Origin of the sequence: Tepidanaerobacter sp. GT38, assembly GCF_021991635.1 — a bacterium.
Taxonomy (GTDB): domain Bacteria; phylum Bacillota; class Thermosediminibacteria; order Thermosediminibacterales; family Tepidanaerobacteraceae; genus DTU063.
In genome coordinates this window covers 31,218-58,036 of the sequence record NZ_JAFFJA010000015.1, presented here as the reverse complement: position 1 = coordinate 58,036, position 26,819 = coordinate 31,218, and the positions used below count along the sequence as shown (strand labels likewise).

The 26,819-nt window shown below is 39.1% G+C and carries 29 protein-coding genes and 2 pseudogenes; 23 read left to right on the top strand and 8 right to left on the bottom strand.

The window, feature by feature from the left end:
• Positions 1-55 precede the first annotated feature (55 nt).
• Positions 56-1,006, top strand: coding sequence for a sirohydrochlorin cobaltochelatase (locus tag JT739_RS03475; RefSeq protein ID WP_237659703.1), 951 nt, complete (start codon positions 56-58; stop codon positions 1,004-1,006).
• A gap of 73 nt (positions 1,007-1,079) precedes the next feature.
• Here JT739_RS03475 and JT739_RS03470 read toward each other — a convergent pair whose 3' ends face one another.
• On the bottom strand, positions 1,080-1,487 hold the full coding sequence (locus tag JT739_RS03470) for a hemerythrin domain-containing protein (protein WP_237659702.1): 408 nt from the start codon (positions 1,485-1,487) through the stop codon (positions 1,080-1,082).
• 132 nt (positions 1,488-1,619) lie between these two features.
• Between JT739_RS03470 and JT739_RS03465 the strand changes: the two genes are divergently transcribed.
• Positions 1,620-2,495, top strand: a complete 876-nt coding sequence (locus JT739_RS03465) for a polysaccharide deacetylase family protein (RefSeq protein WP_237659701.1) — start codon at positions 1,620-1,622, stop codon at positions 2,493-2,495.
• Between the two features lie 65 nt (positions 2,496-2,560).
• Here the strand turns inward: JT739_RS03465 and JT739_RS03460 are convergent, their stop codons facing one another.
• The gene (locus JT739_RS03460; RefSeq protein ID WP_237659700.1) at positions 2,561-4,678 is read right to left on the bottom strand and encodes a Tex family protein; all 2,118 of its coding nucleotides are present in this window, start codon (positions 4,676-4,678) and stop codon (positions 2,561-2,563) included.
• Positions 4,679-4,935: 257 nt separating this feature from the next.
• Here JT739_RS03460 and JT739_RS03455 point away from each other — a divergent pair, with 257 nt between their 5' ends.
• The 8 genes and pseudogenes from JT739_RS03455 (at position 4,936) to JT739_RS03425 (ending at position 11,492) form a co-directional block, all read left to right on the top strand.
• Positions 4,936-5,622: a LysM peptidoglycan-binding domain-containing C40 family peptidase gene (locus JT739_RS03455; protein ID WP_237659699.1), complete on the top strand. Its 687-nt coding sequence runs from the start codon at positions 4,936-4,938 to the stop codon at positions 5,620-5,622.
• Positions 5,623-5,760: 138 nt separating this feature from the next.
• Positions 5,761-7,086, top strand: a complete 1,326-nt coding sequence (locus JT739_RS03450; protein WP_237659698.1) for a DUF4829 domain-containing protein — start codon at positions 5,761-5,763, stop codon at positions 7,084-7,086.
• Between the two features lie 67 nt (positions 7,087-7,153).
• Complete coding sequence (locus tag JT739_RS03445; RefSeq protein WP_237659697.1) at positions 7,154-7,810, top strand: SOS response-associated peptidase; 657 nt, start codon at positions 7,154-7,156, stop codon at positions 7,808-7,810.
• Between the two features lie 245 nt (positions 7,811-8,055).
• Positions 8,056-9,096, top strand: a complete 1,041-nt coding sequence (locus tag JT739_RS03440) for a sodium ion-translocating decarboxylase subunit beta (protein ID WP_237659696.1) — start codon at positions 8,056-8,058, stop codon at positions 9,094-9,096.
• A 94-nt stretch (positions 9,097-9,190) separates the two neighbouring features.
• The gene (locus JT739_RS03435; RefSeq protein ID WP_237659695.1) at positions 9,191-9,712 is read left to right on the top strand and encodes a VanZ family protein; all 522 of its coding nucleotides are present in this window, start codon (positions 9,191-9,193) and stop codon (positions 9,710-9,712) included.
• A gap of 156 nt (positions 9,713-9,868) precedes the next feature.
• Positions 9,869-10,073: pseudogene (locus JT739_RS12875) on the top strand (DUF1989 domain-containing protein); the annotation flags it as partial.
• An 84-nt stretch (positions 10,074-10,157) separates the two neighbouring features.
• Entirely contained in the window at positions 10,158-11,282 is a 1,125-nt protein-coding gene (locus tag JT739_RS03430) for a ComEC/Rec2 family competence protein (RefSeq protein WP_237659694.1), read from the top strand.
• Positions 11,283-11,294: 12 nt separating this feature from the next.
• Positions 11,295-11,492, top strand: coding sequence for a DUF3006 domain-containing protein (locus JT739_RS03425; RefSeq protein ID WP_237659693.1), 198 nt, complete (start codon positions 11,295-11,297; stop codon positions 11,490-11,492).
• Positions 11,493-11,643: 151 nt separating this feature from the next.
• Here the strand turns inward: JT739_RS03425 and JT739_RS03420 are convergent, their stop codons facing one another.
• The 4 genes from JT739_RS03420 to JT739_RS03405 all read right to left on the bottom strand — a co-directional run bounded on the left by JT739_RS03420 (position 11,644) and on the right by JT739_RS03405 (position 14,504).
• Positions 11,644-12,036 carry a bacteriohemerythrin gene (locus tag JT739_RS03420; protein ID WP_237659692.1) on the bottom strand — a complete coding sequence of 131 codons (393 nt, stop codon included), beginning with the start codon at positions 12,034-12,036 and terminating at the stop codon, positions 11,644-11,646.
• Positions 12,037-12,133: 97 nt separating this feature from the next.
• A complete protein-coding gene (locus JT739_RS03415) occupies positions 12,134-12,784 on the bottom strand; it encodes a hypothetical protein (protein ID WP_237659691.1) in 651 nt (216 codons plus the stop codon).
• Entirely contained in the window at positions 12,777-13,619 is an 843-nt protein-coding gene (locus JT739_RS03410) for a site-specific DNA-methyltransferase (RefSeq protein ID WP_237659690.1), read from the bottom strand. The genes JT739_RS03415 and JT739_RS03410 overlap by 8 nt, the downstream gene beginning before the upstream one ends.
• Before the next feature lie 234 nt (positions 13,620-13,853).
• Positions 13,854-14,504, bottom strand: a complete 651-nt coding sequence (locus JT739_RS03405) for an SGNH/GDSL hydrolase family protein (RefSeq protein WP_237659689.1) — start codon at positions 14,502-14,504, stop codon at positions 13,854-13,856.
• 59 nt (positions 14,505-14,563) lie between these two features.
• Between JT739_RS03405 and JT739_RS03400 the strand changes: the two genes are divergently transcribed.
• Positions 14,564-15,418, top strand: coding sequence for a metallophosphoesterase (locus JT739_RS03400; RefSeq protein WP_237659688.1), 855 nt, complete (start codon positions 14,564-14,566; stop codon positions 15,416-15,418).
• A gap of 17 nt (positions 15,419-15,435) precedes the next feature.
• On the opposite strand, the gene JT739_RS03395 is transcribed toward JT739_RS03400, so the two are convergent.
• A complete protein-coding gene (locus JT739_RS03395) occupies positions 15,436-16,170 on the bottom strand; it encodes an HAD-IB family hydrolase (protein ID WP_237659687.1) in 735 nt (244 codons plus the stop codon).
• 262 nt (positions 16,171-16,432) lie between these two features.
• Between JT739_RS03395 and JT739_RS03390 the strand changes: the two genes are divergently transcribed.
• The 11 genes from JT739_RS03390 to JT739_RS03340 all read left to right on the top strand — a co-directional run bounded on the left by JT739_RS03390 (position 16,433) and on the right by JT739_RS03340 (position 24,611).
• Positions 16,433-16,912, top strand: a complete 480-nt coding sequence (locus tag JT739_RS03390; protein ID WP_237659686.1) for a DUF2975 domain-containing protein — start codon at positions 16,433-16,435, stop codon at positions 16,910-16,912.
• 10 nt (positions 16,913-16,922) lie between these two features.
• Positions 16,923-17,132 (top strand): helix-turn-helix transcriptional regulator, encoded by a 210-nt coding sequence (locus tag JT739_RS03385; RefSeq protein WP_237659685.1) that lies wholly within the window; start codon positions 16,923-16,925, stop codon positions 17,130-17,132.
• Between the two features lie 19 nt (positions 17,133-17,151).
• Positions 17,152-17,661, top strand: a complete 510-nt coding sequence (locus JT739_RS03380) for a hypothetical protein (protein ID WP_237659684.1) — start codon at positions 17,152-17,154, stop codon at positions 17,659-17,661.
• A 171-nt stretch (positions 17,662-17,832) separates the two neighbouring features.
• Positions 17,833-18,408 (top strand): sigma-70 family RNA polymerase sigma factor, encoded by a 576-nt coding sequence (locus JT739_RS03375; protein WP_237659683.1) that lies wholly within the window; start codon positions 17,833-17,835, stop codon positions 18,406-18,408.
• Positions 18,398-19,951, top strand: coding sequence for a sigma-E factor regulatory protein RseB domain-containing protein (locus tag JT739_RS03370; RefSeq protein WP_237659682.1), 1,554 nt, complete (start codon positions 18,398-18,400; stop codon positions 19,949-19,951). The genes JT739_RS03375 and JT739_RS03370 overlap by 11 nt, the downstream gene beginning before the upstream one ends.
• Positions 19,952-20,049: 98 nt before the next feature.
• Entirely contained in the window at positions 20,050-20,550 is a 501-nt protein-coding gene (locus JT739_RS03365; RefSeq protein WP_237659681.1) for a hypothetical protein, read from the top strand.
• Positions 20,551-20,740: 190 nt separating this feature from the next.
• Positions 20,741-21,637 carry an acetamidase/formamidase family protein gene (locus JT739_RS03360; RefSeq protein ID WP_237659680.1) on the top strand — a complete coding sequence of 299 codons (897 nt, stop codon included), beginning with the start codon at positions 20,741-20,743 and terminating at the stop codon, positions 21,635-21,637.
• An 88-nt stretch (positions 21,638-21,725) separates the two neighbouring features.
• Positions 21,726-22,427: a hypothetical protein gene (locus JT739_RS03355; RefSeq protein ID WP_237659679.1), complete on the top strand. Its 702-nt coding sequence runs from the start codon at positions 21,726-21,728 to the stop codon at positions 22,425-22,427.
• A gap of 25 nt (positions 22,428-22,452) precedes the next feature.
• Positions 22,453-22,674: a hypothetical protein gene (locus tag JT739_RS03350; RefSeq protein ID WP_237659678.1), complete on the top strand. Its 222-nt coding sequence runs from the start codon at positions 22,453-22,455 to the stop codon at positions 22,672-22,674.
• Between the two features lie 174 nt (positions 22,675-22,848).
• A complete protein-coding gene (locus JT739_RS03345) occupies positions 22,849-24,138 on the top strand; it encodes an SEC-C domain-containing protein (protein ID WP_237659677.1) in 1,290 nt (429 codons plus the stop codon).
• Between the two features lie 218 nt (positions 24,139-24,356).
• Positions 24,357-24,611 carry a hypothetical protein gene (locus JT739_RS03340; protein WP_237659676.1) on the top strand — a complete coding sequence of 85 codons (255 nt, stop codon included), beginning with the start codon at positions 24,357-24,359 and terminating at the stop codon, positions 24,609-24,611.
• Positions 24,612-25,328: 717 nt separating this feature from the next.
• Here the strand turns inward: JT739_RS03340 and JT739_RS03335 are convergent.
• Positions 25,329-25,520: pseudogene (locus JT739_RS03335) on the bottom strand (methyl-accepting chemotaxis protein); the annotation flags it as partial.
• A gap of 138 nt (positions 25,521-25,658) precedes the next feature.
• Here JT739_RS03335 and nifV point away from each other — a divergent pair.
• Complete coding sequence (nifV, locus tag JT739_RS03330; RefSeq protein ID WP_237659675.1) at positions 25,659-26,810, top strand: homocitrate synthase; 1,152 nt, start codon at positions 25,659-25,661, stop codon at positions 26,808-26,810.
• Positions 26,811-26,819 lie beyond the last annotated feature (9 nt).

Below are 26,819 nucleotides of genomic sequence, written 5' to 3'. Positions count from 1 at the left end.
GCTGATTTGCTGACCTACAGAAACTTTTAATAAAAAAAATCAAGGAGTGATAGTGATGTTTTCAAAAGTCAAGAAACAAAAGATTTTAGTGGTCATTAGTTTATTGATCTGCAGTTTATTCCTAGCGGCCTATGGTGATAATTTGCAACCGGCAGCAGGTGATCCGGTGGAAGAGCAGGAAAATCTAGAGTTTCAACAACCTGAAGGCAAAAAAGGCATCTTAGTTATCAGTTTTGGAACAAGTTATCCTGAGACTAGAAAAGTGACGATAGATGCTTGTGAAGAAAAAATAGCAGAGAGCTTCCCTGATTATGAAGTTCGCCGAGCTTTTACTTCCAGTATTATCATTAAAAAGCTTAAGGAAAGAGACAATATTATAATTGACACACCTGAAGAAGCTTTAAGCAAAATGAAAGAAGAAGGATTTACTAAAGTCATCGTACAGCCTTTACATATTATTCCCGGTTACGAATATGAAGAAGTGCTGGCTGTTGTAAATAATTTCAAGGATTCTTTCGAACAATTGACTGTAGGTCGGCCTGTACTTTACGGCATAGAAGACTACAAACAAGCTGTAGAAGCCTTAAAGCAACAACTGCCAGCATTAGATAAAGACCATGCGGTAGTTTTAATGGGCCACGGCACGACTCACCCGGCTAATGCCTGTTATTCTTGCTTGCAAAGCATGTTAGATGATGAGGGATTAAAGGTCTTTGTAGGGGTCGTTGAAGGATATCCGGGAATCGATAATGTAATAGCCAAACTAAAACGAAACAATATTAAAGAAGTAACACTAATGCCTTATATGCTTGTGGCCGGGGACCATGCAGTTAATGATATGGCCGGTGATGAGGAAGATTCTTGGAAGAGCATACTTGAAAGAGAAGGCTTTGTGGTCAATATTTATTTACATGGTTTAGGCGAAAACATCGGTTACCAGGAAATATACGTGCAAAGGGTTCAGGACTGTATTGATGGCAATCCGTTAGGTATTAAAGAAGAATAATTGTCAATGGCAAGAGCTTATAGTTAAGGTCTGTAAGTAAGGGTTGTGGTCTAAAAATAGTACACAACCCCTATTATTTTCCTAGCAGCGGATAAAGCTCCATCTCTTCTCTTTGGATTCGATTTTTTAGCAGAGTAGCAATATCGCTTAAATCTTGCCTAAACTTTTCCGGGTTTGTCTTTATATTTTTGGGCTGCATGTATTTTGCTTTGAAAGCCGAAAACTTCTCGCCTAAATTCCCCATTTCATCTGTAAAAGCCTTGGCTGTGCTTCGAATGTGGCTGTTTTCGTGTTCCATCAAATTAGGATATAAAAACTTATCTTCAGATTGCAAGTGGAATAAAAGCACACCTGCAAGCTGCCCTATTTTCATAGAAATATCAAAGGCTTTTTCCTCTAACTTTTCTTGTGGAACATGCAGAAGTTCCTGTATGATTTCATGAATCTGCTCATGCTGTTTTTGAAGTAAAGCGATGGTCATCTATAACCCACCTTTCTTGTTTTTTTATATTACTAAAGATTTTCAAATATTGATATGATAAATATCACAAATATGACAATTACTGTATAAATCAGAGCGATAATGAGGAAATTATTGTTGAGGTGATATTTTTTGAAAATAAGGTATAGCCTTTTTGCCGTAATGATATTAGCTGTATTTTTCGCATTATTAACCGTTAAGGAAGACATATATCGCAAGCCTCAACAAAAATCTAAAATAAGTATTCCTCATAACATGTCTGAAAACTTAGATTTGGCCGGTGGTCCTGAAAGAGAGGTCAGAGGTTTTCCAAAAAGAGAAATAGTTGATTTAATAACCATGTATCCGGACCTTTTTATAGCCAGCGGTGACAGCAGCGAGAAAAAAGTTGCTTTAACTTTTGACGATGGCCCTGATGATGTATTCACACCTCAAATTCTCGATATTTTAAAAGATAAAAATGTGAAAGCTACATTTTTTGTCATAGGCAAAAGAGCAGATAGCTTTTCTGAAGTTATGCAGAGGATTGTAGATGAAGGCCACTTAGCTGGCAATCATACGTGGAGTCATCCTAATATAATGAAAATCTCTTTAGAAGACGCCAAAGAGGAAGTATTGAAAACTGAAAAACTGCTGAATTCCTATTATAAAGATTCGAAAGATAGAGTTAAAATTTTTAGGTCCCCTTATGGTTCAATAGACCCAAAAAGAGTAGAGTTTTTTGGTGATATAGGCTATAAGATAATATCATGGAATGTGGATTCACTGGATTGGAAAGGCCTTTCTGCAGAAGAAGTCAAAACCAATGTTTTAGAAAATGTGGTAAACGGCTCCATAATTTTGCAGCACTCCGCAGGGGGAGAGGGAGAGGATTTGAGCGGTTCAGTAGAGGCGCTGTCGGAAATCATAGAGGTTTTAAAAGCTGAAGGGTTTGAATTTGTGACAGTTGATGAAATACTAAAGGATAAGCAAGAAAAGGACAGGCAAGACAATGATAAACTGAAATAGGCGATTTGCTCATAAGATCAGCTCCCCTATGTAGGGGAGCTGATTAGATTTCTGATATATATACTTTATACTCCTTTCATGGAAAGGCTTATCCTGTTTCTTTCGGTATCTACCGAGAGCACTTTTACCTTTACAGTGTCACCTACACTTAACACATCAAAAGGTGAACGGACAAAGCTCTCGGAGAGCTCAGAAATGTGACAGAGACCATCCTGATGGACGCCTATGTCTATGAATGCCCCGAAGTCGGTCAAGTTGCGGACGGTGCCCATTAAAACCATGCCCGGTTTCAAATGGGAAATTTCCAGCACGTCAGTGCGGAAAATAGGCGGCGGCAGCTCTTCTCTGGGGTCGCGCCCGGGTTTTTTAAGTTCTGTCAAAATGTCCTTTAAGGTAGGTATACCTATGTCTAAAGATAAGGCCATTTCCCTTATTTCATTTTCAGTAAAGTTTTTAGTTTTAAGCTCTTCAAGAGTATAAAGTTTCATTACCTGTTCGGCTATTTCATAGCTTTCCGGGTGTACTGCAGTGTTATCGAGGATATTATCACTTTCCGGTACCCTTAGAAATCCGGCGCATTGTTCAAAAGTCTTTGGACCCAACTTGGGAACTTTTAAAAATTCTTGTCTTGATTTAAACAATCCCTTTTCTTCCCGGTATTTTACAATGTTATTAGCTATAGTGGGAGTAATGCCGCTGACATAGCTGAGCAGGGAAGGCGATGCCGTATTTACGTCTACGCCGACGCTGTTGACACAGTCTTCCACTACTCCCGAGAGTTTCTCGGAAAGCTTCTTTTGATTTACGTCATGCTGATATTGCCCTACACCTAAGGCTTTTGGGTCTATTTTTACCAGCTCTGCCAATGGGTCCTGGAGACGCCGGGCAATGGAAACGGCACCTCTATAGGAAACGTCAAGGTCTGGAAATTCTTGCGTGCCTAGCTTTGACGCAGAGTAGACGGAAGCTCCAGCTTCACTTACCACTACGTATGACACGGGTCTTTTAGCCTCTTTTAAAATCTCCCCCAGGAATTTTTCGCTCTCTCTGGAAGCTGTGCCGTTTCCCAGAGAAATGACATCCACATTGTACTTTTCTATCAGTGAGAGAATTATCTTTTTGGACTCCTCAAAGTTGTTCTGTGGAGGAGTTGGATAACAGACGGCAAAGTCCAGCAGCTTGCCCGAACTATCTATAACCGCCAGTTTGCACCCGGTCCGGTAAGCCGGGTCAAAGCCCATTATAACTTTGTCTTTTACCGGAGGCTGCAGGAGCAAGTGCTTTAGATTCTTTGAGAATGTCACCAGGGCTTGTTCCTCTGCTCTCTCTGTTAGCATATTTCGGATTTCCCTTTCGATAGACGGCCATATAAGGCGTTTGTATGCATCGTCTACTGCCTGTTCGAGAAGCTGGGCGGTAGGTGACGAGTCGTTTATATACTTGTCTTTGATAATAGCTAAGATATTTTCTGTAGGCACCTGAATTTTTACCTGCAGAAATTTTTCCCGTTCTCCTCTATTTATGGCAAGAATTCGGTGTGAGACAATTTTCGACACAGGTTCTTTAAAATCATAGTACATAGAGTAAGTTGACGTTTCTTCGGTAAGACCTGTTGATTGGACAATACCTGTCTTATAAGCCATATCCCGGATGACCTTTCGTATTTCGGCGTCATCGGAGATAATCTCGGCAATGATGTCAAGAGCACCGGCTAAAGCATCTTCCGGTGTATTGACGCCTTTTTCAGTATCCACAAAGGCTGCTGCATCTTCGAGGCCAATTGAAACTTCCTGGGCCAGAATTTTTTGAGCCAAGGGCTCAAGGCCTTGTTCCTTAGCAATAGTAGCTCTGGTCCTTCGCTTTGGCCTAAAGGGCCTATAAATATCTTCTACCTCCTGAAGGGTCGATGCTGCATCTAAGCTTTTCTTGATCTCAGGTGTCAGCTTCTCCATTTCTTCCAGGAGTTTTATCACTTCCGCTTTTCTGTCTTCCAGATTTCTAAGGTAGGCCAGCCTTTCGGAAAGAGTCCGGAGCTGTTCATCCGAAAGCCCACCGGTAACCTCTTTCCGGTAGCGAGCTATGAACGGAACGGTATTTCCTTCGTCAAGCAAGGTAATTGTGGCAGCAACCTGCTTTTTGTCTATATTTAATTCCTGAGCAAGTTTTGCTATGATTTTATCCATTTTTTCCTCCCGAGTGATAAACATTATGTTTAACCTTTTTACATATTTTATATTTGCTCCAGATTTTCCTGCCAAAGAAGTAATTTCTTTTGCATGTTTAGTTTTAAAAGTTAAAGTTTTCAAGAAAAAATGCGCAGATGTACATTTTTATGTGCCAAGCTCACGAGGCGGCTGCTGAGGGAATTTGACGGGGCTGTTGACAGCCTATATACTTTTATATAAGATGGCCAGTATACACAAAAGTGAAGTGGGATACTATGGTTTATAGAACTAAGCTGCTTTTGGCGTCTATAACAGTGACAATTTTATTTTGCATATTGCCCGGTATTTCCTATGCAGCTACCTATCACGTGGTGCAGCAAAAAGAAACGCTGTGGGGAATATCTCGAATTTATGGCTTGACGGTGGACGAGCTGTACCAGCTAAACGGTTTAAACAGCGACCTGATTTACCCGGGCCAAACCCTCATAGTCAGCAAAGATGACGCGGAAGAAGAGGTCGTAGAAAAGGATGCAGCAGGCGAAAGCTCTCTAACTGACAGTGAAGTTGACCAAGAGACAGCGGATGAAGCAACAAGTCTTGCCAGTCAAATCATAGATTTTGCCAGAACCTTTATAGGCACCCCTTATAGAAGTGCCGGTTCTTCACCGGGTGGATTTGATTGTTCAGGTTTTACCAGTTATGTGTACAAGCAGTTTAACATAGATTTGCCCAGAGTGGCCCAAGACCAGTACTATTTTGGTAAAATCGTAAGTTCAAGTGAAGCCAAACCCGGAGATTTGGTGGTCTTTGCCTATAAAAATGGCTACATACATCATGTGGGAATATACATGGGCAACGGAGAGTTTATACATAGCAGTTCCACAGAAGGTGTGGTCATTACAAAAACAAGTGATGCATATTGGGGACCGCGATTGCTTGGATTTAGCAGGGTTCTAGATTAAACCCATTTAAGTGCAGCAGTTTAGTTTACATATCGATACGGATACAACACCTCTCATTATGCAGAGGTGTTTATTTTTTCTGATATATTGTATCGACTTTGTTTACAAAAACATAGCCCATAGTGGGGCGGCAAGGAGATGATCAGGCTGAAAACAGGTTTTAGGAAAAACATGTGGAAATGGTGTGCCCTGGCGGTTATATTGATATTGGCGGGAGCTTTTGTGCTTTCTAAACAAAGCTTGCCTAAAAGGCAAAAGGCAATAGATGAAGATTCACAAAAGGAAGATAAAGGTGAGATAGTTGCCCTTCCAAAGATTGAGATTGTCTTTGATGAAAATGGACATTACTGGAATAATGGAAAACCTATAATAGTTGCCGATGATAAAATGATAGATGACATATTGCAAATGATAGACGAAAGCAAGCCTTTGACAGATGAATCCAAGGTAAGCAATATGAGCGGAATGGCAAGCAACAACAATAAGCTAATCGCCATCGCAGGTGACGGCAGCAAACGGGAATTTACTTTTGCATTTGATACTCTTTATGAAATAGGGTACATAGAGCAAGGCGGTAAAAAATTTGAGCCTGATTACAGCTTTTTTAGATACATTGCGGATTTAACCGAGTATCAAAATCCCGATACAAATGTTGAATCCCAGGTAGTGGAGTTGTTTGCTACGTACGACTGGACCGTTGACTATAAAATAAATACTTTAAAGGAAAAGCTGCCTGACAATCTGAAACACAAGGCAGGAGAGTATCCGGACAAGATATACTGGGCATATAATAACGAACTGTCCAGACAGGTGGGCCTTGACTTTACCGCTTATCTGGGAGAGGATGTAGTAGTGGAGATTTACAGGCTGAGGGAAACTCTTCCTGAATTTTTGGAACCCAGAAGAGATGCAAGAGGGATCCTGCTTAAACATGACGGTGAAATTGTCGGAGCATATATTGATGCCGGCAGGCATGATTCCTTTGCATGTTCCCTTGACAGAAAGAGTTTACAGGACATTACAGGTAAAGACTGGGATCAGTGGATCGCAGATTACATCGATTATGAAGATGAACTGGAAATGAAGCTGTCTCAAATGGAACCGGAGGAGATCATAAGAGAGTATTTCAAGGCCTTGGATAAGCATGATATAAAAACTGTGTGGGCATGCATGACCAGGAAGAATCTATCACGGCTTTTGTCTGCCAATATGGACAACAACGATCTCTTCAATAAGAACTCGGGTGAAATTGACTACAACGTAAAAAGGGCAAAGCTTTTGGATATAAAAGAATTAGAAGGATTAAATGATGAGCCGGGAGTGTTGGAATACCGGGTTGATGTTTATTTTGATTTTAAGAAAGCCATAACTTCAGGCGACGGCGTCTGGCCTAGATTTGTCATATTAAAGAAAGAAGCAGAAAAAAGCGGCTGGAGAATCGATGGCATCGGCACCGGTCCCTGAATATTTGGGGACGGGTCCAAATTATTCATTTTTTTGTTTATGTTAACGCAGACTAGGAGGTATTGTAATGTGTGGAAGCTTCCTGCTTATGGCTTTATACAGCGATTTATTGAAATACTATTCCATTGACGCAGATGACGTAGGAGCATATGAACCTGGTGATTTTTTCCCTAACAAAAGGGCTCCTATTATAATTGAAGCCGGCAAAAGAACGCTGGAATATGCAAAATGGGGTTTTCTGCACAGCCATAAAGGCAAATTGATTATCAACGCACGAGCCGAATCTGTCATGAGCAAGCCCATGTTTAAAGACTCCTTTTTATACAGAAGATGTGTTATTCCTGCAAATTTCTTCTATGAATGGAAGCAAGAAGAAGGAAGAAAAGTAAAACATAAGATAGGCCTGAGAAATGAACAACTTATCTCCCTAGGGGGGATATATAAAATGACGCTTGATGAAAATTCAAGAAAACAGGCGACCTTTGTAATCATAACTACTGAAGCAAATGAGCAATTAAAGACAATACACCACCGCATGCCTTTAATTATTAGAAATGATCAATTGGAATTGTGGTTAAATAACAGGACGCCGCAAAGGCAGATTATGAATATCCTTGCAAATGATGCTTATGAAGATAGCTTTTTTTCTGAAGAGATTACCGATTCTAAAAGGGATTCTAAAGACGACAAAGACGATAAATTAGGCCAAATGAGCCTATTTTAAGTTCAGCGGTTGATGACCTAATGTTAAAAAGAGCGAAAAGATATTAGTATAATTTAAACCATAGTAGAGAGCTTTAAAAAATGGGTGTGTCCCTATATAAATTACAAAAGGCAGCACCCGTTTTATTTTGCATACGAGCCAATTAAGTATCTTGGGGAATTCTTAGCGTCGCAGAACCTAAGCTATCTTTGCCTTGGATAAGATTAAAGGAATATGGGGGAAGGCACTTTTAAAGGAGGAGGCCAATGAGAGTATATTATAGTAACAGTATATGGACAAAAGGATGGAGCCTTTGGGGATGGCCTCAGAGGACAAACTGGCAGTTTGAGCATGCCGGGATAAAACGCTATATCCCTTACATATATCGCTTTTCAAAAGGCATAGTCTTTGATGTCATTACGATTTTAGATGAGGCAAAGCTCAAGGAATTTTTTGAGAAATATGAGACAGCCGATGAAGGAGAACTTACACCTTTACAAAGGTGTATCGCAGAGCATGAATATCCTTATCAGGATGTGGCAATAAGCAAGATATGGATAAACGGCAAACGAATAGATGAATACTCATCAAGCTGCGGCATAAGCATACCGTGGCTGGAAGAAGACAAAGACTTAAAGCCCATGCGAAGGGCATATTCCTTTGTAATAAAAAAAGGGGTCTCTTTTGCCTGTGAACGCTATTGCGTGCCGTATCCTGAAGCAGATACCAAACTGCAAAAGCTGCTTCGCTTTTTGCGCTTGGAAAGGGTAAATCAATTAAAGCTGGCTACCTTTCCGCTGCAGCAATTTCACCCTCTGGATATTCATTTTAAAATGTCTTTAGGTGAAATGGAAAAAGAGATTTGCTTTACAAACCCCGTTACCGGTGAAAAACACACGCTTTATTTTCAAAATGCCCAATCTATAAAAATCCCCTTTGGACCAGGCTTCAATCGGCAGCTTCATATAATGCAGTCAATGTATGAAATCGAGCCTGCCTTGCCGCAGGGGCATTCGCTGCAGTTTGACAGCAGCATGCAGTACAAAGAAGAGCCTGAAGTATCAGATGATAAGTATAAATTCAGCCCTGCTGCTACTTCTTCTATCGGAATTATTGGAGGAGCAGACGGTCCCACTTCAGTTTTTATTTCATCAAAGGGTAGTGGCAACTTAACCTGTGGCGCGCATGGATTGCCCCTTTACACCTGCTTTTCCGTGCCAAGTTTTCAAGAGGAAGACACATTTCACTTTCACCTTGAGGGCATTAATGAGGTGATTTGCGACAGTAAAGAGATTGTGTTGCAATAGCGTATTTTGCTTTTAATTATTTTGAATGGAGGCAATTCCTGCTTTAAGCTTTAATGACTATAAATGTTTAAGAAACTTATGGAGGACAAATTAAATGCCATATTTGATTGACTATGCTATTTTAGCTTTCATATACTTTTCATTCTTTTATAAAAAGTGGTATAAGGCACCTAAAAAGGTGTTCATAATCAATACACTCATGTATATATACATTGCCATGGTTTTAGGCGTAACATTGATGCCATTTCCAGTGCCCTTTTTAAGTGGGACTAACAATTTGTTTCTAAAAACCGTCAATCTCATTCCTTTCAGGGATTTAAGGTTAAACTATCATGGAAGTGTCAGAGAAGTAATCTTAAATATTATAATGATGATGCCTTTTGGATTTATGTATCCGTTCATAAAGAAATCAGGAATTTTAAAAACAGTTGCTGTAAGTTTTCTTTTTAGTCTTGCAATTGAAAGTGCTCAATTATTAAGTGCATATTGTGGAGTGTTGTCATCAAGAACTTTTGATGTTACTGACTTGATTACTAATACCTTTGGAGGATTTTTAGGATATTTATTTTTTATGTTTTTAGAGCCGACTATCCTTAGAATCTTGAACGAAGAATAACATAAATTCGTTATACAAAAGTTTGCTGATGTGACTTACAAAAGTAGAGATAACCTGTGAGAAGAGAATATTTTATAGAAGCATGCAGCGGCCAAGTAATCGAAGTAAAGAAAAGTGGGAAAATTACAGTTGTAGATGCTTAAATAGGCAATGCCGATCATTCATCCTGTTAATTTATTCATGCATACAAAAATAAATTACGATGGAAGCATTTCTGTTGAAGAGCCACTTTCTAAACCTGGTGATAAGGTGGTTTTAATAGCAGAAATTGATGTCTGCCTTGGAATTGCTGCTTGTAGTTTATCTGAAAGTAAGTGTAATGGTGGCAAATTCGCCCATAAAAGTTATAATTGAAGAATGATATAAATTTGGTATTACAGCATAAAATGCTGCGCAAAGAGCAAAAACAACAATAGTCTCTAGACTAAGGAAAGGTTGAAGCAACATGCACGCAAAAAAACTGTTAGCTTATTTGCTGATAATATTAACCGTATTTCTCACAGCCTGTGGCGGGCCCGCAACAGATTCCTGGCCTGAAACAGGCTCCGGTGAACATGCTATAGAAAGCGGAAGCTCTGCTGAGCAAAGCTCACAGATGCCTTCGGATGTGCAGAAATCTGGAGGCACACTAAAAGTCCACTTTATTGACGTGGGTCAGGCTGATTGTATCCTGATTCAGGCTCCCACAGGTGAAAATATGCTCATTGATGCAGGAAACAATGATGACAAGGACACCATAGTTTCATACCTCAACGCTCAAGGTGTGAAAAAGATTGATGTCTTAGTAGGCACCCATCCCCATGAGGACCATATAGGAAGTCTGGATACTGTCATTGACACCTTCGATATAGGCAAAATATACATGCCGAAAGCGACTACTACGACAAGGACTTTTGAAGACGTATTGACGGCCGTTGGAAACAAAGGTTTAAAAATAACAGCAGCAGTAGGCGGAACAAGCATTAACTTTTCACCAGATACAAAAGTGGAAGTTTTGGCTCCGAATAGTAATGAATACAAGGACCTTAACAACTATTCAGCGGTAATCAAGCTCATATACGGCAATGTGGCTTTTCTCTTCACGGGTGATGCAGAACATATTTCCGAAACTGAAATGCTGGCCCAAAATTATAACCTGAAAGCTGATATTTTAAAAGTAGGCCACCACGGTTCAAACTCATCTACCACCGAATCATTCCTTGCAGCCGTAAAGCCCTCTTATGCGGTAATAAGTGTCGGCAAGGGAAATGACTACGGCCATCCTCATAAAGAGGTTTTAAGCAGGCTTTTTGAGGCTGACATAGAAGTATATCGCACCGACGAATCGGGGACTGTAGTTTTTACAACTGATGGAGAAAAAATTGAAGTCAAAACAGATAAAGATAAAGTTGAAATGGGAGGAAATACACAACCAACTAAAGATGATATAACCGTATACATTTCAAAGACCGGCAAGAAGTATCATGTGGAGGAATGTAATTTGCTGGGCAAGAACAAGATGCCGGTAAAACTTTCCGAGGCCAAAGAAAAAGGTTATGAGCCTTGCAAAAACTGCAAGCCACCCCAGTAAGGAGGAAGTCTTATGAACCTTATAATTGATCGCTTTGAAGGTGAATATGCAGTAGTAGAACTTCCCGATAAGACTTTGGCGAATATACCCAAAAAAGCCCTTCCTGAAGAAGCTGCAGAAGGGGATATAATCACAATTACCGTCAACAAAAGGGAAACGGAAAAACAAAAAGAGAAAATAAGAAAGATGGCTGATGATTTATGGGAATAAAGCCATGAGAGGTGAGGCCAAATAGTATGTTTTGTATGCTTAAAGGAGTTTGGAATATAGGTAGAAAAAAAACATAAGGGGCAAGTTTTGCTTGCCCTACAATATTGTTTTATATAAAAATTTGGGGAGACCTGTAGTCTCCCATGCAAAATTATTGAGCAGGTATTTGCTTATCGCTTACTAAGATGTGTTTACTTATCCAATCAACCACGAAGTCCAGGATTTCCAGGATATATTGATCCTGGTTTTCATCAATATCATTTAAATCATAAGAATTAATTTTTTCTACAAAGTTATCATGTGCAACCTTTTGGGAGAAATATCCTTTGTATTTTATACTCAGCATGTAATCCTCTTCATACGAGAAGTGGAATTTTGCATAATTTTTGAGTTCCTCTAACAGTTCAATGATTCTATCATACTTGTCATAGCTAAACTCATCTTTTAAAAGTTCATATGCTTCATTGGCAATATCGAATATTTTTTTATGCTGTTCATCAATTTCAGCTATACCTATTTTATATTCGTCCTTCCACTTAATCATAATAACACCTCCAAAACTTTTCTCAAATTATCATACTTGAAGCATGTAGTCAATATATTGCGAATTTTATACTTTCAAATGATATCAAATAGGCTCTTTACGGATATAACCGCTCTACATGAGTGTCATAGTAATCATTAATGAAAGTTCGCATATTAAGTCCCGGTTTTCTGGGAGTAAATATGCGCTCATCGCCTTTTAAAATGTAAATCCCGTGAATCTCATTGTGCTCTGGAAATCCATTGTAAACTATAAAATAAGTAGAATCCAAGCCTACGTGGGATTGATTTATTGTCAGGCCAAAGCTTTTTGTCCTGCTGCCTTTTATTTCCCAGCGTGAACCATCCCGGACTCGCTTTAAATCGTTTGAACCGTCGCCATCGATAAAGTACCTGCCGTTTTTCAGGTATGCTTCCACACAGACGGAAGCGATATTTGATATGGTATGGCCTCTTAATTTGTTTTTCTGCATTTCAGCCAGCCAGGCACTGTTAAACTTCTTTTCAAATTCCTCATTGTTAAGAACTTCATATAAATCATCGGCACAACCGATATGGCTGAAATAATCCGGTAAAGTTTCTTTAAAGATGTAACTTATAACTTTTGAAGGGGGATTTGCTTTTAGATTAATTTGCAGCATGAAAGTATCTAAAAACCTTCCGATGAACTCTACATCTTTAAAGGCTCTCTTTATGCCATCGACAATTTCTAACTTTTCTTCTGATGTAAGCAGGTTTAAATCAGGCATAGTCTTCCTCCTCTAAAATTCTGACGGCTTCGTCAAAGTAAACTTTATCTATTTCAAATCCCACAAAATTTTTATCCAGTTCCTTGCATGCTATAGCAGTATTTCCTATGCCTAGAAAGGGATCCATCACCAGCTCTGTCTTTTCTATTCCGTGTAATTGTATACACATTTTGGCAAGTTCTGCGGGATAACTGGCAGGGTGAGGCCTGTCCTTTAGGCGGCTTTGAATGGTCTTATATGGTATATACCATGAATTCCCCCTGCATCTAAGCCCATATTTTCCACTGCTCCAACGAGCGATATTGGATTGATCTTTGTATGGAACTCCTATGGATAAGCGGTCAAGCTCTACGTTGCCGTGTTTTGTCAGATGAAAGACGTATTCGTGTGTATCGTTTATGTATCTTTTACTGTTTATGGGTTTGTAATGTCCCACATTTAGCTCTACCTTTTCCCCATAACTTTCGTGCTCAATATAAATTGACTTTATCCAGTGAATTACATTTTGGAGCACGAAGTGTTTTCTCATTTCAAGGGCAACTTCAAAGGGAACCCACGGGTCTGAAGGCTTTGAACCGATATTGAGGAAAATAGACCCGTCATCTTTAAGAACTTCCTTTGCGATCTTAGCCCAGTGGCCAAGCCAATTTAAGTATTGGTCCCTTGGTATTTTATCATCGTATTCATTGTAATTAACTCCGATATTATACGGAGGTGATGTGACTATAACATCAACCGAGTTTTTCTCAAGATATTTTTCCATTCCTACAAAACAATCTCCCAAAAAAAGCTTAATTGTAGAAGAACCTTTAGTTTTTATTTCCTTAGAATACATACTAAGCTCAATCCTTTCAAGTAGTTGCCGCAACAAAATATATGATTTAATTTCAATGAAATCAAAAAAAATCCTCTCTAGCTCACCCTATAATAATAAGGCGGAGGCTAGTTGTTTTATTTATCGTCTTGGATGGAAGATTTAATACTATGTCTAATAACTGCTAAAATTTTGATGCAATAAAATCATTACGAAGATTAGTTTAATTAAATTATAGTCATCTAGTGCTCTAAATTAAATATTATAAATATTTTTTAAAATATATTTTGCCAGCTCTTTTCCCAATATGGCGTGGCTTTCTGGAACTAAATGCATACCATCTATTTCACTGGTTTTTATATACTTTGATGAATCAAACAGATGGCATTGGCCATTTAACACACTTTTAAAAGCCTTGGGAAATTGTTTGCTTTTTTCTACTGCTTTTTCATATTCTGGAATCAAGTAATCCATATGCATTACTTCTTCAGGAATCAGTATGGGCGGGGGAATTATGACAAGCACTTCCGGTGAAGTCATATCAGGCCCTGTTTCGCTTTTCTTTATGATATTCACCAGACTTTCTACGCTCTCTGCGATTTCAATAGATGTCACATTATACCGGGGTTTTAAATCATTGCTGCCTAAAAATAATATTACTAAGTCAAGGGGCTTGTGAGTGTGCAGACAGGTCAATAAATATTTTTTTCCGTTTCTATACTCGCCTTTGACCGGGTCGTCCCAAACAGTAGTCCTGCCGTTTAGGCCTTCGGGAATCACATCAAAATTTTCCCCAAGTTCCTTTTGAAGTACGCTTGTCCAGCGTATGTGTTTTGGGTATCGCCCCGAACCGTCAGGGTTGTAGCCCCAAGTGTTAGAATCCCCGTAGCAAAGTATTGTTCTCATTTTAAGCACCTCACTCGTTTTATGTGATATGATTAAATTAAAAAAGGGTGTGGGAAATCATGGTAAAGAACAATATTGTCAAAAGACTATTTGTTTTACTTGGAATAATTTTTGCCATCTCTATATTTTGCATATGGCAGAATAATGCCATAACTACCACGCAAATTGATTACGTCAGTGCCAAAATACCTGAAGAATTTAACGGATATAGGATTGTTCACATTTCTGATTTGCATAACAAACAATTTGGCAGAAATCAGGAGCGTTTACTAAAGAAAATTTCTGCGGTGTCACCAGACATAATTGTCATTACTGGAGATTTGATTGACAGGAGAAAGTATGATTTAGAAACTGCCATGGTTTTTATAGATGGCGCTATGAAAATCGCTCCAGTCTACTATGTTTCCGGAAATCACGAAGCATGGTCCGGTGATTATGAAAATATCAGCGAAAACTTGAGAATCTCAGGTGTGCAAATCCTTGATGATACAAAAGCCACGTTGATTAAAGGCAATGGGAAAATAGAAATACTGGGTTTATCTGATCCGGATTTTTTGACAACCAGTTATTTAGAGGGGACCAATTCATCAAAACTGAGAGGGCATCTTGAACGTTTATCGGACGATTCTGCTTTTCAAATTCTGCTATGCCATAGGCCGGAACTTTTTGATATATATGTGAATCAGAATATCGACCTGATCTTTTCCGGCCATGCCCATGGAGGACAGGTCAGAATACCTTTTGTAGGGGGCCTTGTGGCGCCGGATCAAGGGTTGTTTCCAAAATATACTAGTGGAGCCTATACGCAAAATCAATCCACCATGATTGTAAGCAGAGGCCTTGGCAACAGCGTAATCCCCATTAGAATATTTAACAGGCCGGAAATAGTTGTGGTAACTTTGCGAAGTGAATAATTCGCACCTTTTTTAAATCATTCAAGCTGTATTAAATTTACTGCAGGGCTTAGCTCATATATCAAATCCTTTCGCTCTACGATTATAGTTGTTTTTTCATAAAGCTCCTTATCCTGTTTTATAGCCATCAAAAGTTTTCTGATGGGATTTACGGCTACAGGATTTCCCACTTTTTTTAACATGGAAAGATCGCCTGTGGTATCTCCGTAGGAGAAACTCGCTTTCAAATCAACTTTGTACTGATTTACCAATTGCTCTACGGCCTTTTGTTTGTTTTCTGAATCCCACATGCTGACAACTTCGCCGGTAAAGTTGTTATTTTCATCTACAATATACCGAGTTGCTTTGAATGCCGTAACTTGGTATTTTTCAGCCATTTTTTCTACTAGAAAGTCGGGTGCACCTGATATAAAAAATATCATATGGCCTTGTTCTTTGTGCCATTTGATTCTAGCTCTGGTATATCTATAGACTTTATCCCAATTCATGTTTATTACCTGACTTGCAATAAATTCTATATAAGATTTATTTATTCCTTTAAGCTCTTTAACGTAGATGGCCACAAGCTCATCCATGTAATCTTCAAAATCACCATATCGCTTTTCCCATTCCGAATAGGAATCCTTAAGACGACCGTACCACAGTGTAGGGTCTATTACTTCATATCTAATCATCTTTTTAAAGTGTTCGATCATTAGGGAGTTTCTAAAGAGAGTGCCGTCAATATCAAAAAAAGCGGCAATATTTTTCACAACTTTCACCTCCTGAAAATTTTATTAATTAAAGTAACAGAAGGCATTATTGTATATTATATCATTTTGAGCAAAAAAGATATCAATGAATAATTAAGGATGGGTACAAAAAATTCATCCCGATGAACTTTTTGTACCCGTCCCTAATTATTCATTTAAGCATCCATATTGAAAAACGATAAAAATTAATTAATTTATAATAAAAATATATTGCATTTCGGATAAAAAGCATTATAATGTTGATTAAGGAGGTATGATGAATATGGAACGAGAAGAATTAACCAAATGGCTTAAAATTGTTATTGTTTTTACTGGTCTAATAGGTCTGTTCTTATGCTTTATTGTTGCTCCCCTTTTAGGCCTAGAGATGAAGTCTATGTATCCAGAATATGGTTATATGTTTTGGCCTTGTCTGATTTTTATTTGGGCTACTGGAGTTCCTTTTTACATTGCCCTTTACAAGGGCTGGCTCATATGCGGGGAAATTGCAAATGACAATTCATTTTGTGAAGAAAATGTCCAGAGGTTAAAGGAGATAAGCAAGTTGGCTTTGCTGGAATGTATACTTTACTTGGCGGCCATGATAATTCTCCTGCTTTTAAACTTACTGCATCCTAGCATATTACTTATGATATTATTCATAATTTTCGTTGGAATTTCTATTGCCGTTGTGGCTGCAACCCTTTCACATCTGGTGGAAAAAGCAAGGGAACTAAAAGAAGAAAACGATTTGACAATATGAGGGTGATGTGATGCCTATAATAGTAAATTTAGACGTTATGTTAGCTAAACGGAAAATGAGTGTTACTGAGCTATCTGAGAAGGTGGGGATAACAATGTCAAATATATCTATATTGAAGAATGGAAAAGCAAAGGCCATACGATTTTCAACTCTAGAAAAAATATGTGAAGTATTAGATTGCCAGCCTGGTGATATCTTAGAATACTCCCCTCAGACCTAAAATGATTGGAGTGCGACCGATGAAAAAACAGCTAAAATACATATTTTTGCTTATGATTTTTATCTGTTTATTAACAGGTTGTTATTCACAAGCTTTATACAAAAAAATCTCAGCTACTTTGGGAATTAAAATACCTGCAAATGTAAAAATAGAATATGAAGACACTCATGGAGGATTTCACGGTGACGGAGAAACCTTTGCAAAAATCCAATTTGATGCATTTCAGGCTGAAGAAATTTTAAGGCAAATAACAAGTCTTGAAAGTTGGCATAAGCTACCCCTGAGCGAAAATCTTCATCTTATCATGTATGGCGGAGAAAGGGATAATGTGGAGTATGCATATAATTTTGCCAAAAGCTTTGGAATTTCTCATGTTAAAAACGGGTATTGGTTTTTTGTTGACCGACATGATAAGAGCACTTCCCCAGAAAAAGATGAAGATATTTTTGAGCGAAGTTCCTTTAACTTTACCCTTGCCATATACGATATTGATACAAATACACTATATTTTTTTGAACTTGATACATAATGATGCCGAATGAATAATTGGGGACAGGTACAAATAATTCGCAAGTGAATTTCTTTGTGCCTGTCCCCAATTATTCATTAATTTCCAAAAAGTGTATGTAACATTTTTGGTATCAGTATCGTTTTTATTTATGAAACACAAACAACCGGCCGGAAAGAAGGTGTAGAACTTGTGATAACTGCAGATGTGTATAAAAAGGCTGCAGAAGGTGATTTTGATGCAATAGAAAAGATATGCCTTGATACATGGGAACCTCTTTACCGCTTTATCTATTATAAAGTGCAAAATCGGGAGGAGGCAGAGGATATCACACAGGAGACATATGTGAAAACCTTAAAGTACTTTCATAAAGATAAATTTCCCCAAGAAAACTTTCTGGGTTTTTTAAAGACCGTATCTCTCAATGTAATACGGGACAGGTGGCGCCAAAAGCAACGCCGAGGAGTATCAGTCAATTTGCAAGAAATAAATCCACAAGAGGTTGCCTCTGATGACAAACAAAGTGATATTGCACAGCGTTTGGTGTTAAAAAATGCCTTAGCCAAGTTAAGTGAAGAGCAGCGAATAATTATTGATTTGCGGATAATCAGGGGCTATTCAGTGGCTGAAACTGCAAAACTGGTAGGGAAGACAGAAAGTGCGGTCCGCACAGCCCAATATAGGGCGCTGAAAACTTTGGCCCAGATTCTGGATGATAGCACAGAAAGACAAATAGGCCAAAAAAGGAGGGAGAATATTGAGCAATAAAAATATTGAAGAAAAACTTTCTGACTATATCGATGCATTAAATAATGAACATGAGCCGGAATTTGCAGTAACAGATAGTGATGAGGAATTAGAAAAACTGCAAGAGACAGTCCGGCTGGTCCGCACTTTGAAAGAACCTGTCTTGCCCGATGATGATTACCCCAAGAGGTTAGCTAAAACTGTAGCCAGTAAAATCCAAAGAGGAAAAGAAACTGGATTAGGCAAACCGACTAAAACACTATCTAAATCTATTAAACGTATTTTACTGCCTATGACGGCACTGGCAGCAAGTCTGCTGATAGTAGTATTGGTAAACTGGTTGGGGCTGTTTAACCAGGATGTGGTTTATGCTATGGAGAAAGCAGTTGCTCAATTGTCAAGCTACCATGGTGTCCTGGAGATGCGCACCAAGAATGCGGCTGGTGAAGAATGGCTGGTGCGCCGGGCAGAAATTTGGAGTGAAAGTGATAAATATGCAATAAAGCACGATGATGGCACTCTCACTGTAAATAACGGCCAGCGAAAGTGGCAGGTTAATCACGAAAACAAGGAAGTTGTCCTGCTTCCGATTTTGCCGGATCCCACTGGAAGCAGTTTTGACCTGAGGGATGAGGCTAAGCGGGCAAAGCAATATCCCCATACTGTTATCGGCACAGAACTAGTTGCCGGGCGTGAAGCAATAAAACTTGCCATTTCTCCACCGGGAGGAGAAGAATACTATTTATGGGTAGATACGGAAACCAATTTGCCCATTCAACTTGAAACAGCTATGCAAAAAGCACTGCAGACCACATATACCTTTGTAAGTTTTGAGCCAAATACCAAGATCCCCCCTGAAATATTTGCTTACCAGGTGCCTGAAGGATATGCGGTAGTAGAAAAAGATCCGGGGCAACAGGTGGCTACAATTGAAGAAGCAGCAGCCATCAGCGGCTTTATGCCTTTGCTTCCAGAACAGGCGCCGCTTCGCATTATCGCTTTTAAGGATAGAATTGTTTTAGATTACGGTGATACTACCGTCATGGAGATTATCCCCAAAGGAGAGTTTAAACCCGCACCCAATGCCTCTCTTGGCAGCGCTGCCGGTGGTCCCCTGGAAATTTGGTATGAACGCCTCAGGTGGCGGCAAGAGGGCCTGGAGATTCAGGTTGAGGGAGATAAAAGGATTGAGCTTGCCAGAGAGATTGCGGCAGGCCTGGCACTTCCCGATGCAAATCAGGATTTGGCAAGTAAGGCTAAAGTCAAGGTTCCGGTAAATATGGAAATTGTTGAGGCCAGTCAAAAGCAGGTGGACAGCGGCAGCAGCCCGTGGCAGCTTGATCCTTTGCAGGTATCACTAACCTTTGTTAATTTGAAGGTAACACCGGAAGGAATTCAAGGGGAGCCCCAAATACCCATGTCTTCCTTTAAACTGGTGACCAACAATTCTGTGGAAGCAGTTGTAGAGGTGGAAGACGGTCCCGTCGAGCGGGTGTATTTAAAGAGACTTGTGCGGCAGGATGAAACAGGTATTTGGACGGTAGTAGGATACGATCCCCGTTAAAAACTTGCTGTGATTTAGCAAACATGAACAAAGGGAAAGCACTTGAGTTATGTAGACAATATTTCCTAGTTTAAATCAAAATTTATGGAGGTAGCGTGATGAAAAAAGGGTTGGTATTAATACTTGTATTGCTATTGAGCATCTCTTTAGTTGCCTGTACAACAGCAGAAGCAAAGCTTGGAAAAGAGTCAAAACAGATCCAGGAAACCCAGAATAACGATGAGGAAGCAGTAAACAGTTTGGTTGAAGATTTTGGCAAGAGACTCCAGCTAGTTTCTCTTTTGGCACCTGAAGATGTATTAGAAGAGAGCATGCAGGAAAACTACGGTGAGTTTGTGGCCCCTTCATTGCTTAAAGAGTGGCTTAAGGATCCTGTAAATGCACCAGGCAGACTGACTTCAAGTCCTTGGCCTGATCGGATAGAAATTTTGGGCACCGAAAAAATATCAGAAGGAGCTTATGAGGTTAAAGGTGAAATCATCGAAGTAGCAAATGGAAGCGATGAAATAGTTGAAAGAAGGCAAATTACTCTGATGGTAGAGAAGATAGAAGGAAAATGGCTGATTAATGATGCACATATTGGTGAAAACTCCGTTTAATTAATGAGAGGGCTTTGCCTCGGAAAAGAGCAAGGCCCTTTTAACTTTTTTGCGGTTTTTTGAGACAGCGAGGTTCAGTTTCCTAATGCCCTGATTACAAACAAAATACTTTTACATTATTTCAAAAAAATCGAAAAAAAGGTATAATAGTAAAAACAATAACTGTGAAATTTAGGGGGTAAGATGCTCAATGACTTATAAAGTTTCAAGTGAAAACTATATGTTCAGTTTTTCAAAAGATATAAAACCCGTCCTTTGCGTTAAATCAGGTGATCGAGTAGAAATCGAAACAATGGACTGCTTTGCGAATCAAATCATGACAAATGAAGACAAACTGGAAACCCTTGACTGGAACAGGGTAAATCCAGCGACAGGCCCAATTTACGTTGAAGGCGCACAACCGGCAGATGCTCTGAAGGTAACCATAGAGAAAATACAAATTGGCAATAGAGGTGTCGTAGCTACGGGAAAAGATTTAGGGGTGCTGGGGCATCTAATGGAAGGCCTTTACTCCAGAGTCCTTGATATAAAAGATGGAGAAGTTATTTTTAACGAAGACATCTCCTTCCCCATAAATACAATGATTGGCGTAATAGGTGTCGCGCCTAAGGAGGGCAGCATTAACTGCGGCACACCCGGATCCCATGGCGGGAACATGGACACAAAACTTATTACAGAAGGATCTGTGCTGTACCTGCCCGTATTTGTGGAGGGTGCTTTGTTTGGCTTGGGCGATCTGCATGCAGCCATGGGAGATGGGGAAATAGGAGTATCAGGAGTAGAAGTGGCAGGCTCCGTAACCGTGAAACTGGAAGTAGTAAAAAACATGAGCATTGCAAATCCCATTGTAAAAACCAGCGACATTACCGCAACAATAGCATCGGCCCCAACCTTAGAGGAAGCTGTTACCACAGCTACTCAGGATATGGCAAATTTATTGAAGCAACATACTTCCATGTCCGTGGAAGAGATAGCCACTTTAATGAGCGCAGTAGGCAATTTGCAATTTTCCCAGGTGGTGGATCCTGAAAAAACCGTTCGTTTTGCCATGCCCAATAGAATCCTTGAACGCTATAACATATTATAGGCGTGTTTGCCGAAGCCTTTCTTTGAGAAAGGCTTTTTATGATGATATAATAACTATTGATCATAGAATATTAATGAGGTTTATTCGTATGGAATACAAGTACGGCAGAAATGACAATTACGAAGATTTTTCAAGTGGTCGTGTTTTATATCATGTAAGGGGCATGACAAATTTTCCTGTAAGATTGGCGCAGGAAATATACGGAAGGTGCTTAGAATATTCATCAAAAAAAAAGGACATCTGCCTGTATGATTGTTGCTGTGGCGGTGGATATTTGCTTACAGTTTTAGGTTTTTTAAATCAAGACACCATTGGGAAAATCATAGGGAGCGATATCGATATAGAATTACTTAGTGTTGCAAAAAAGAACTTATCATTGCTAAGTGAAGCAGGAATAAATAAGCGAATAGCAGAGATTGAGCAAATGATTGCCAGTTTTCAAAAGCAATCACATATTGAAGCCAAAAAAAGTGCTGTCAGACTAAAAAACTTAATCAAAACCAATATTCAATTTGAAGTTTTTCACGCCGATGCATTAAAGGAGATAAAACTTAATGAAAAACCGGATATTATTATAACTGATATTCCGTATGGCAATCTGGTGGACTGGAAATCTGATGAAGAAAATGTTATAGATAAGTTGTTAGATACACTCTATGGAATTTGTTCTTCAGACACTATTATAGGTCTTTGTATGAATAAGAAAACAAAAATTAGAAATAAGAAATATATAAGATTAGAAAGACAACAAATTGGGAAAAGAAAATTTGAGATTTTAAAAAAAAGATAAATGAATCTTAAAGAGAGGGTAGGTAATGAAAAATTTTCTTGAAACATTTTTAATAAGTCTTATATCGTGCTATATCTTTCTTCTCTTTGGTGGAATACTTATTTTTGAGAACTTCTGGGCAACCCTTGTTTTGGTTGCATTTATTATTGCTATTCTAATTACGGTGTTTATACATCAAGAGACAAAAATCGAAGAATTAGAAGCACGAATAAAAACACTTGAATCTAAAAGCGAACCCGAAGAGTAGGCTTTTTGGTTTTTGTCCAAGGGGAGAGGTTGTCCAAGCATGTCCACGGGGACTGTCCCCGTGGTAGACGTTGACGGAGAAAAAGAAGAAAATTAATTCATGTTTATGAGAGACTAAATAATTGATATGATAAAAAACGAAATGTGTTTAAATTTAAAATATGGAGGTTGACAAATGCCATCTGAGATTTTCGATGTTGAGCGAAACGATGAATGTGTGTGTGGAAGCGGCAAGAAATATAAGAAATGCTGTCTATCAAGGGTGGAAAAAATTCAGACAAGTATTTTGAAAGCCATTGATGAGGAAGTGAGCGTTACCACAGAAGGCAGGGAATTTTTGCGGATTGTCAGCATAATGTTCGGTATTAAGTTAAATGTGGATGAAGCCAAAGCAGATATTGAAAGACTGTCTCGCATAATTCTGCAGGCATGGGATGAGGAGGAACAGGGTCTTATAGGCAGTGATGAGGAACTTATGGAAACCGTTGAAAAAATTTTGAGTGACAAGCCTAAAATGAAAAGCGTAAGAATTCCAGGCTTTCTGCTTGGAGAAATTGATACTGCTGCAGATGATGAGATGGAAGAAGTAGTAACTGAAATTTTAGATAGCCTAAACGTCGAGGAGTTTCTGATCGATATTGCATACTCTTTACAGACGGATAATTATACCGACGAAGAAATCAAAATAATATTTCACTGGATTTCATTGGGGCTACTAGCCGGCTTTGCCCGCGGATTTATGCTTCCTATTCTGAATGTTAGTTTAAAGGAAATTGACGAAGCTAAGGAGAAACTGGAGAAAATATTTGATAGAAAAAAGGAATTGAATCAGGATGAAATGGATGAGTTTTTCAGAATAAATGCCGAATATCCAGTGTTTGAGGAATATTTGAGTGCCAGGGCGATTCGGGATGTGCAAGATGATTTGAATGATATAATGGACGGCAAAATCAGTTTTAAATTCCCATTCTATATCATATATGCATTTTATTTAAAGCTCTTTGCTGCAATTGTAAAGATGTTTGGAGATGTTATAAATGTTTTGGGCAATAGCGATAATTTTTCAAACTATTTTTTAGATACTGTAGATGAATTCCTGCAGGAAGAGGTTATTTTCGAAAAGGTTTATGACTGCATACATAATACACTGGCAGAAGCGAAGGAAAATACGGATGATGAAACCTTAAAGGCCAAACTATCCAAAGTCTTAGACTTTTTTTCCTTATTTAACTCCGAACAGTTTTTTGTGATGAAAAACATTTTTTTCAATTCTTTGCACGGGTATCTCAGCAAGCTGCCGCAGCCGCTGGATGACAGCGGGATTACAGTTAAAAGCATTGATGATATCGTTAAGCCAGAAATTTTTAAACAATACGTTTCATACTTGGAGTCCAAAGGGTTAAAAAAAGAGACCGATTATTTAAAGGGTATTTACAACGAAATAGAAAACGAGGCGATTCCATAGATGTCCACGGGGACAGTCCCCATGGTTCTGGTGAAAAATATTACATTCAAGTGCATCCAAAGTCTGGAGAAATTGACTGCTTGAAGGTTGGGAAAGGTAATTATAATTGATAATTATTTGAAATTGAAAAAGGTAAGGCAAATTCATCCAGAACTATATAATTAAATAAAAAGCAAGCTGGTATGTAACAAATATAAATTTGTAAAGGGGATTAGTAGATGACTTCAAAATTCAAACAGGGAATTATATTAACTTTTTTATTATTTTTAGGTGGTAGTCTAATGGTATATTTAGGTTTTTCTAAGGGGCATGATATAGCAGCTACCCTTTCAAGACCAATAGGAGCCAGTGGTTGGATAACATCCGGAGAAATGATTATAGCTTGTACTTATACACCGGTGATAATAGGGGTGTCTTTGATTGTATTGTCTTTAATTTTCTCAACAGTGTTATTTATGAAGTGGATTAATTAAAAACAGTTTTAGTTTAAGAGAGTAAGAGAGTAAAAATTTACAGCTTTTGCTGAATATAAAAAGGCTGTTCTCTTTCAATTTGCGAAAGAAGAACAGCCTTTATTTTTGGTGTGCCCGGCATGGGCGATAACTTGGCGGTGAAAGTCCGCTGTGGGCTTGGTAGTGGGAACCACTAGCCAAAGGCAAGGGTGTCCACTGTGACGTGGAATCTGAAGGAAGCCGGAGGCAAAATCTCGGTCTGGTGAACAAGAACCAGATAAGAGGCTGACTTGGGTCGGACGAGTTTGCCAATCAAAACAAAGTCCAACACTGCCCGAACCCCATACAGTAAATCTGGCAGATATATGAGATGAATGTTATCGCTCTTATCCGGGGAGGTCTGAATGGTATGCTCAAGTAGAGGATGGACTTCCTCCTTGAGTAACCTATATCGAAAGGTATAGTGAACATTCAGAAGTCAGTTCAAGTTATATTACCGATTGAACCTACCGAAAGGATAGGCTAGGGAAGGACTTGACGGTTAGTGAAAATGACGAGGTAAATCTAGAGACTCACGTAGAGCAGCCAATCCATATACATGGGTGTAGTTTTTGCTAATCGAGAGAACGCAGTCCGCGGGGACAGTCCCCTTGGTTCAGGCGCTTTAAGTTGTTGAAATCTATTCCTAATTCATGGACGGACGTGACGTCGGCGTGACCGCAGGGACAGTCCCCCTGGTTCACCTGGTTCACCCCTAGATGCCACTATGGCTGCATTTAAAGCTAGTAGATTAGTTTGAGTAGCTATTTGTTTTATAGTTTCAACTGCCAAAACTATTTTATTTGTATTATCACTGGTTTCATTAACCATTTTATCTATCTCTGCAATTGCATCCAATGTTGTTTCTGTTTGATTCCTCAATTCACTCATTAATTTTAGCCCCTGGTTTTTATTGTCTATTATTTTATCCATAAATACCGTTTCAAATTTAAAAAACCTCTTGACGAAATCCAAATCCACTTGTATAATTGTATACAATTATACATGAAATCAAGAGGAGGAAGTTTTATGAAAACGGGAAATCAAAAAATATACCTTGTCGATACAACATTAAGGGACGGGGAGCAGACTGCAGGCGTAGTTTTTGCCAATCGAGAGAAAATCCAGATAGCCCGGATGCTGGATGAGATAGGTGTAGATGAGATTGAGGCCGGGATTCCCGTTATGGGTGGAGACGAGAAAAAGACCATTGCTGCTATAGCAAAGCTTGGCTTAAGGGCTAGAGTAATGGCCTGGAACAGAGCGGTAATTTCAGACATACAAGAATCACTGCGGTGCGGAGTAGGCGCAGTGGCCATTTCTATAGCTACGTCTGATATGCATATTAGGGATAAACTGAACTCTACCAGGGAAGAAGTTTTGGAGCGGATGGTAAAAGCTGTAGAGTATGCCAAAAAAGAAGGCGTCTACGTATCTGCTAATGCGGAAGATGCCAGCCGCAGCGATGAGGAGTTTTTAATTCAGTTCATAAAAGCGGCAAAGGAAGCCGGTGCCGATAGGATACGGTACTGTGATACGGTAGGCATAATGACACCTATGGAAATTTCCAAGAGGATAGAGAGAATAAGAAAAGCCGTTGATATAGATATCGAAATGCATACCCACAATGATTTCGGTATGGCTACTGCCAATGCCATTGCTGGCGTATATGCCGGGGCTACCCATGTGGGAGTTACCGTAAATGGCCTTGGTGAGCGGGCAGGCAATGCAGCTTTAGAAGAAGTAATCATGGCTTTAAAATATCTGCTAAATTTCGACATGGAGCAAAAGACTCAAAAACTTCGGGAACTTTGCGAATATGTGTCGAAAGCTTCGAATCGGATTTTGCCATCTTGGAAAGCCATTGTTGGCACAAGTGTCTTTACCCACGAATCGGGAATCCATGCAGATGGCGCATTGAAAAATCCCAGGACTTATGAGGTGTTTGATCCTGAAGACGTTGGCTTGAAGCGGCGCTTTGTGGTAGGTAAACATTCTGGCACAGCAGGCATCAAAAAGAAGTTAGAAGAGCATAACATTTTTATTGATGATAATCTGGCAAGAGAAATACTTGAAAGTGTTCGCAAGACCGCTGTTGAACTTAAGCGGCCTTTAAATGATATAGAGCTTTTAAATCTGTACTATGAACATGTAAACAAAGATATGAAACATGTAGTTTAGGGGGCATTA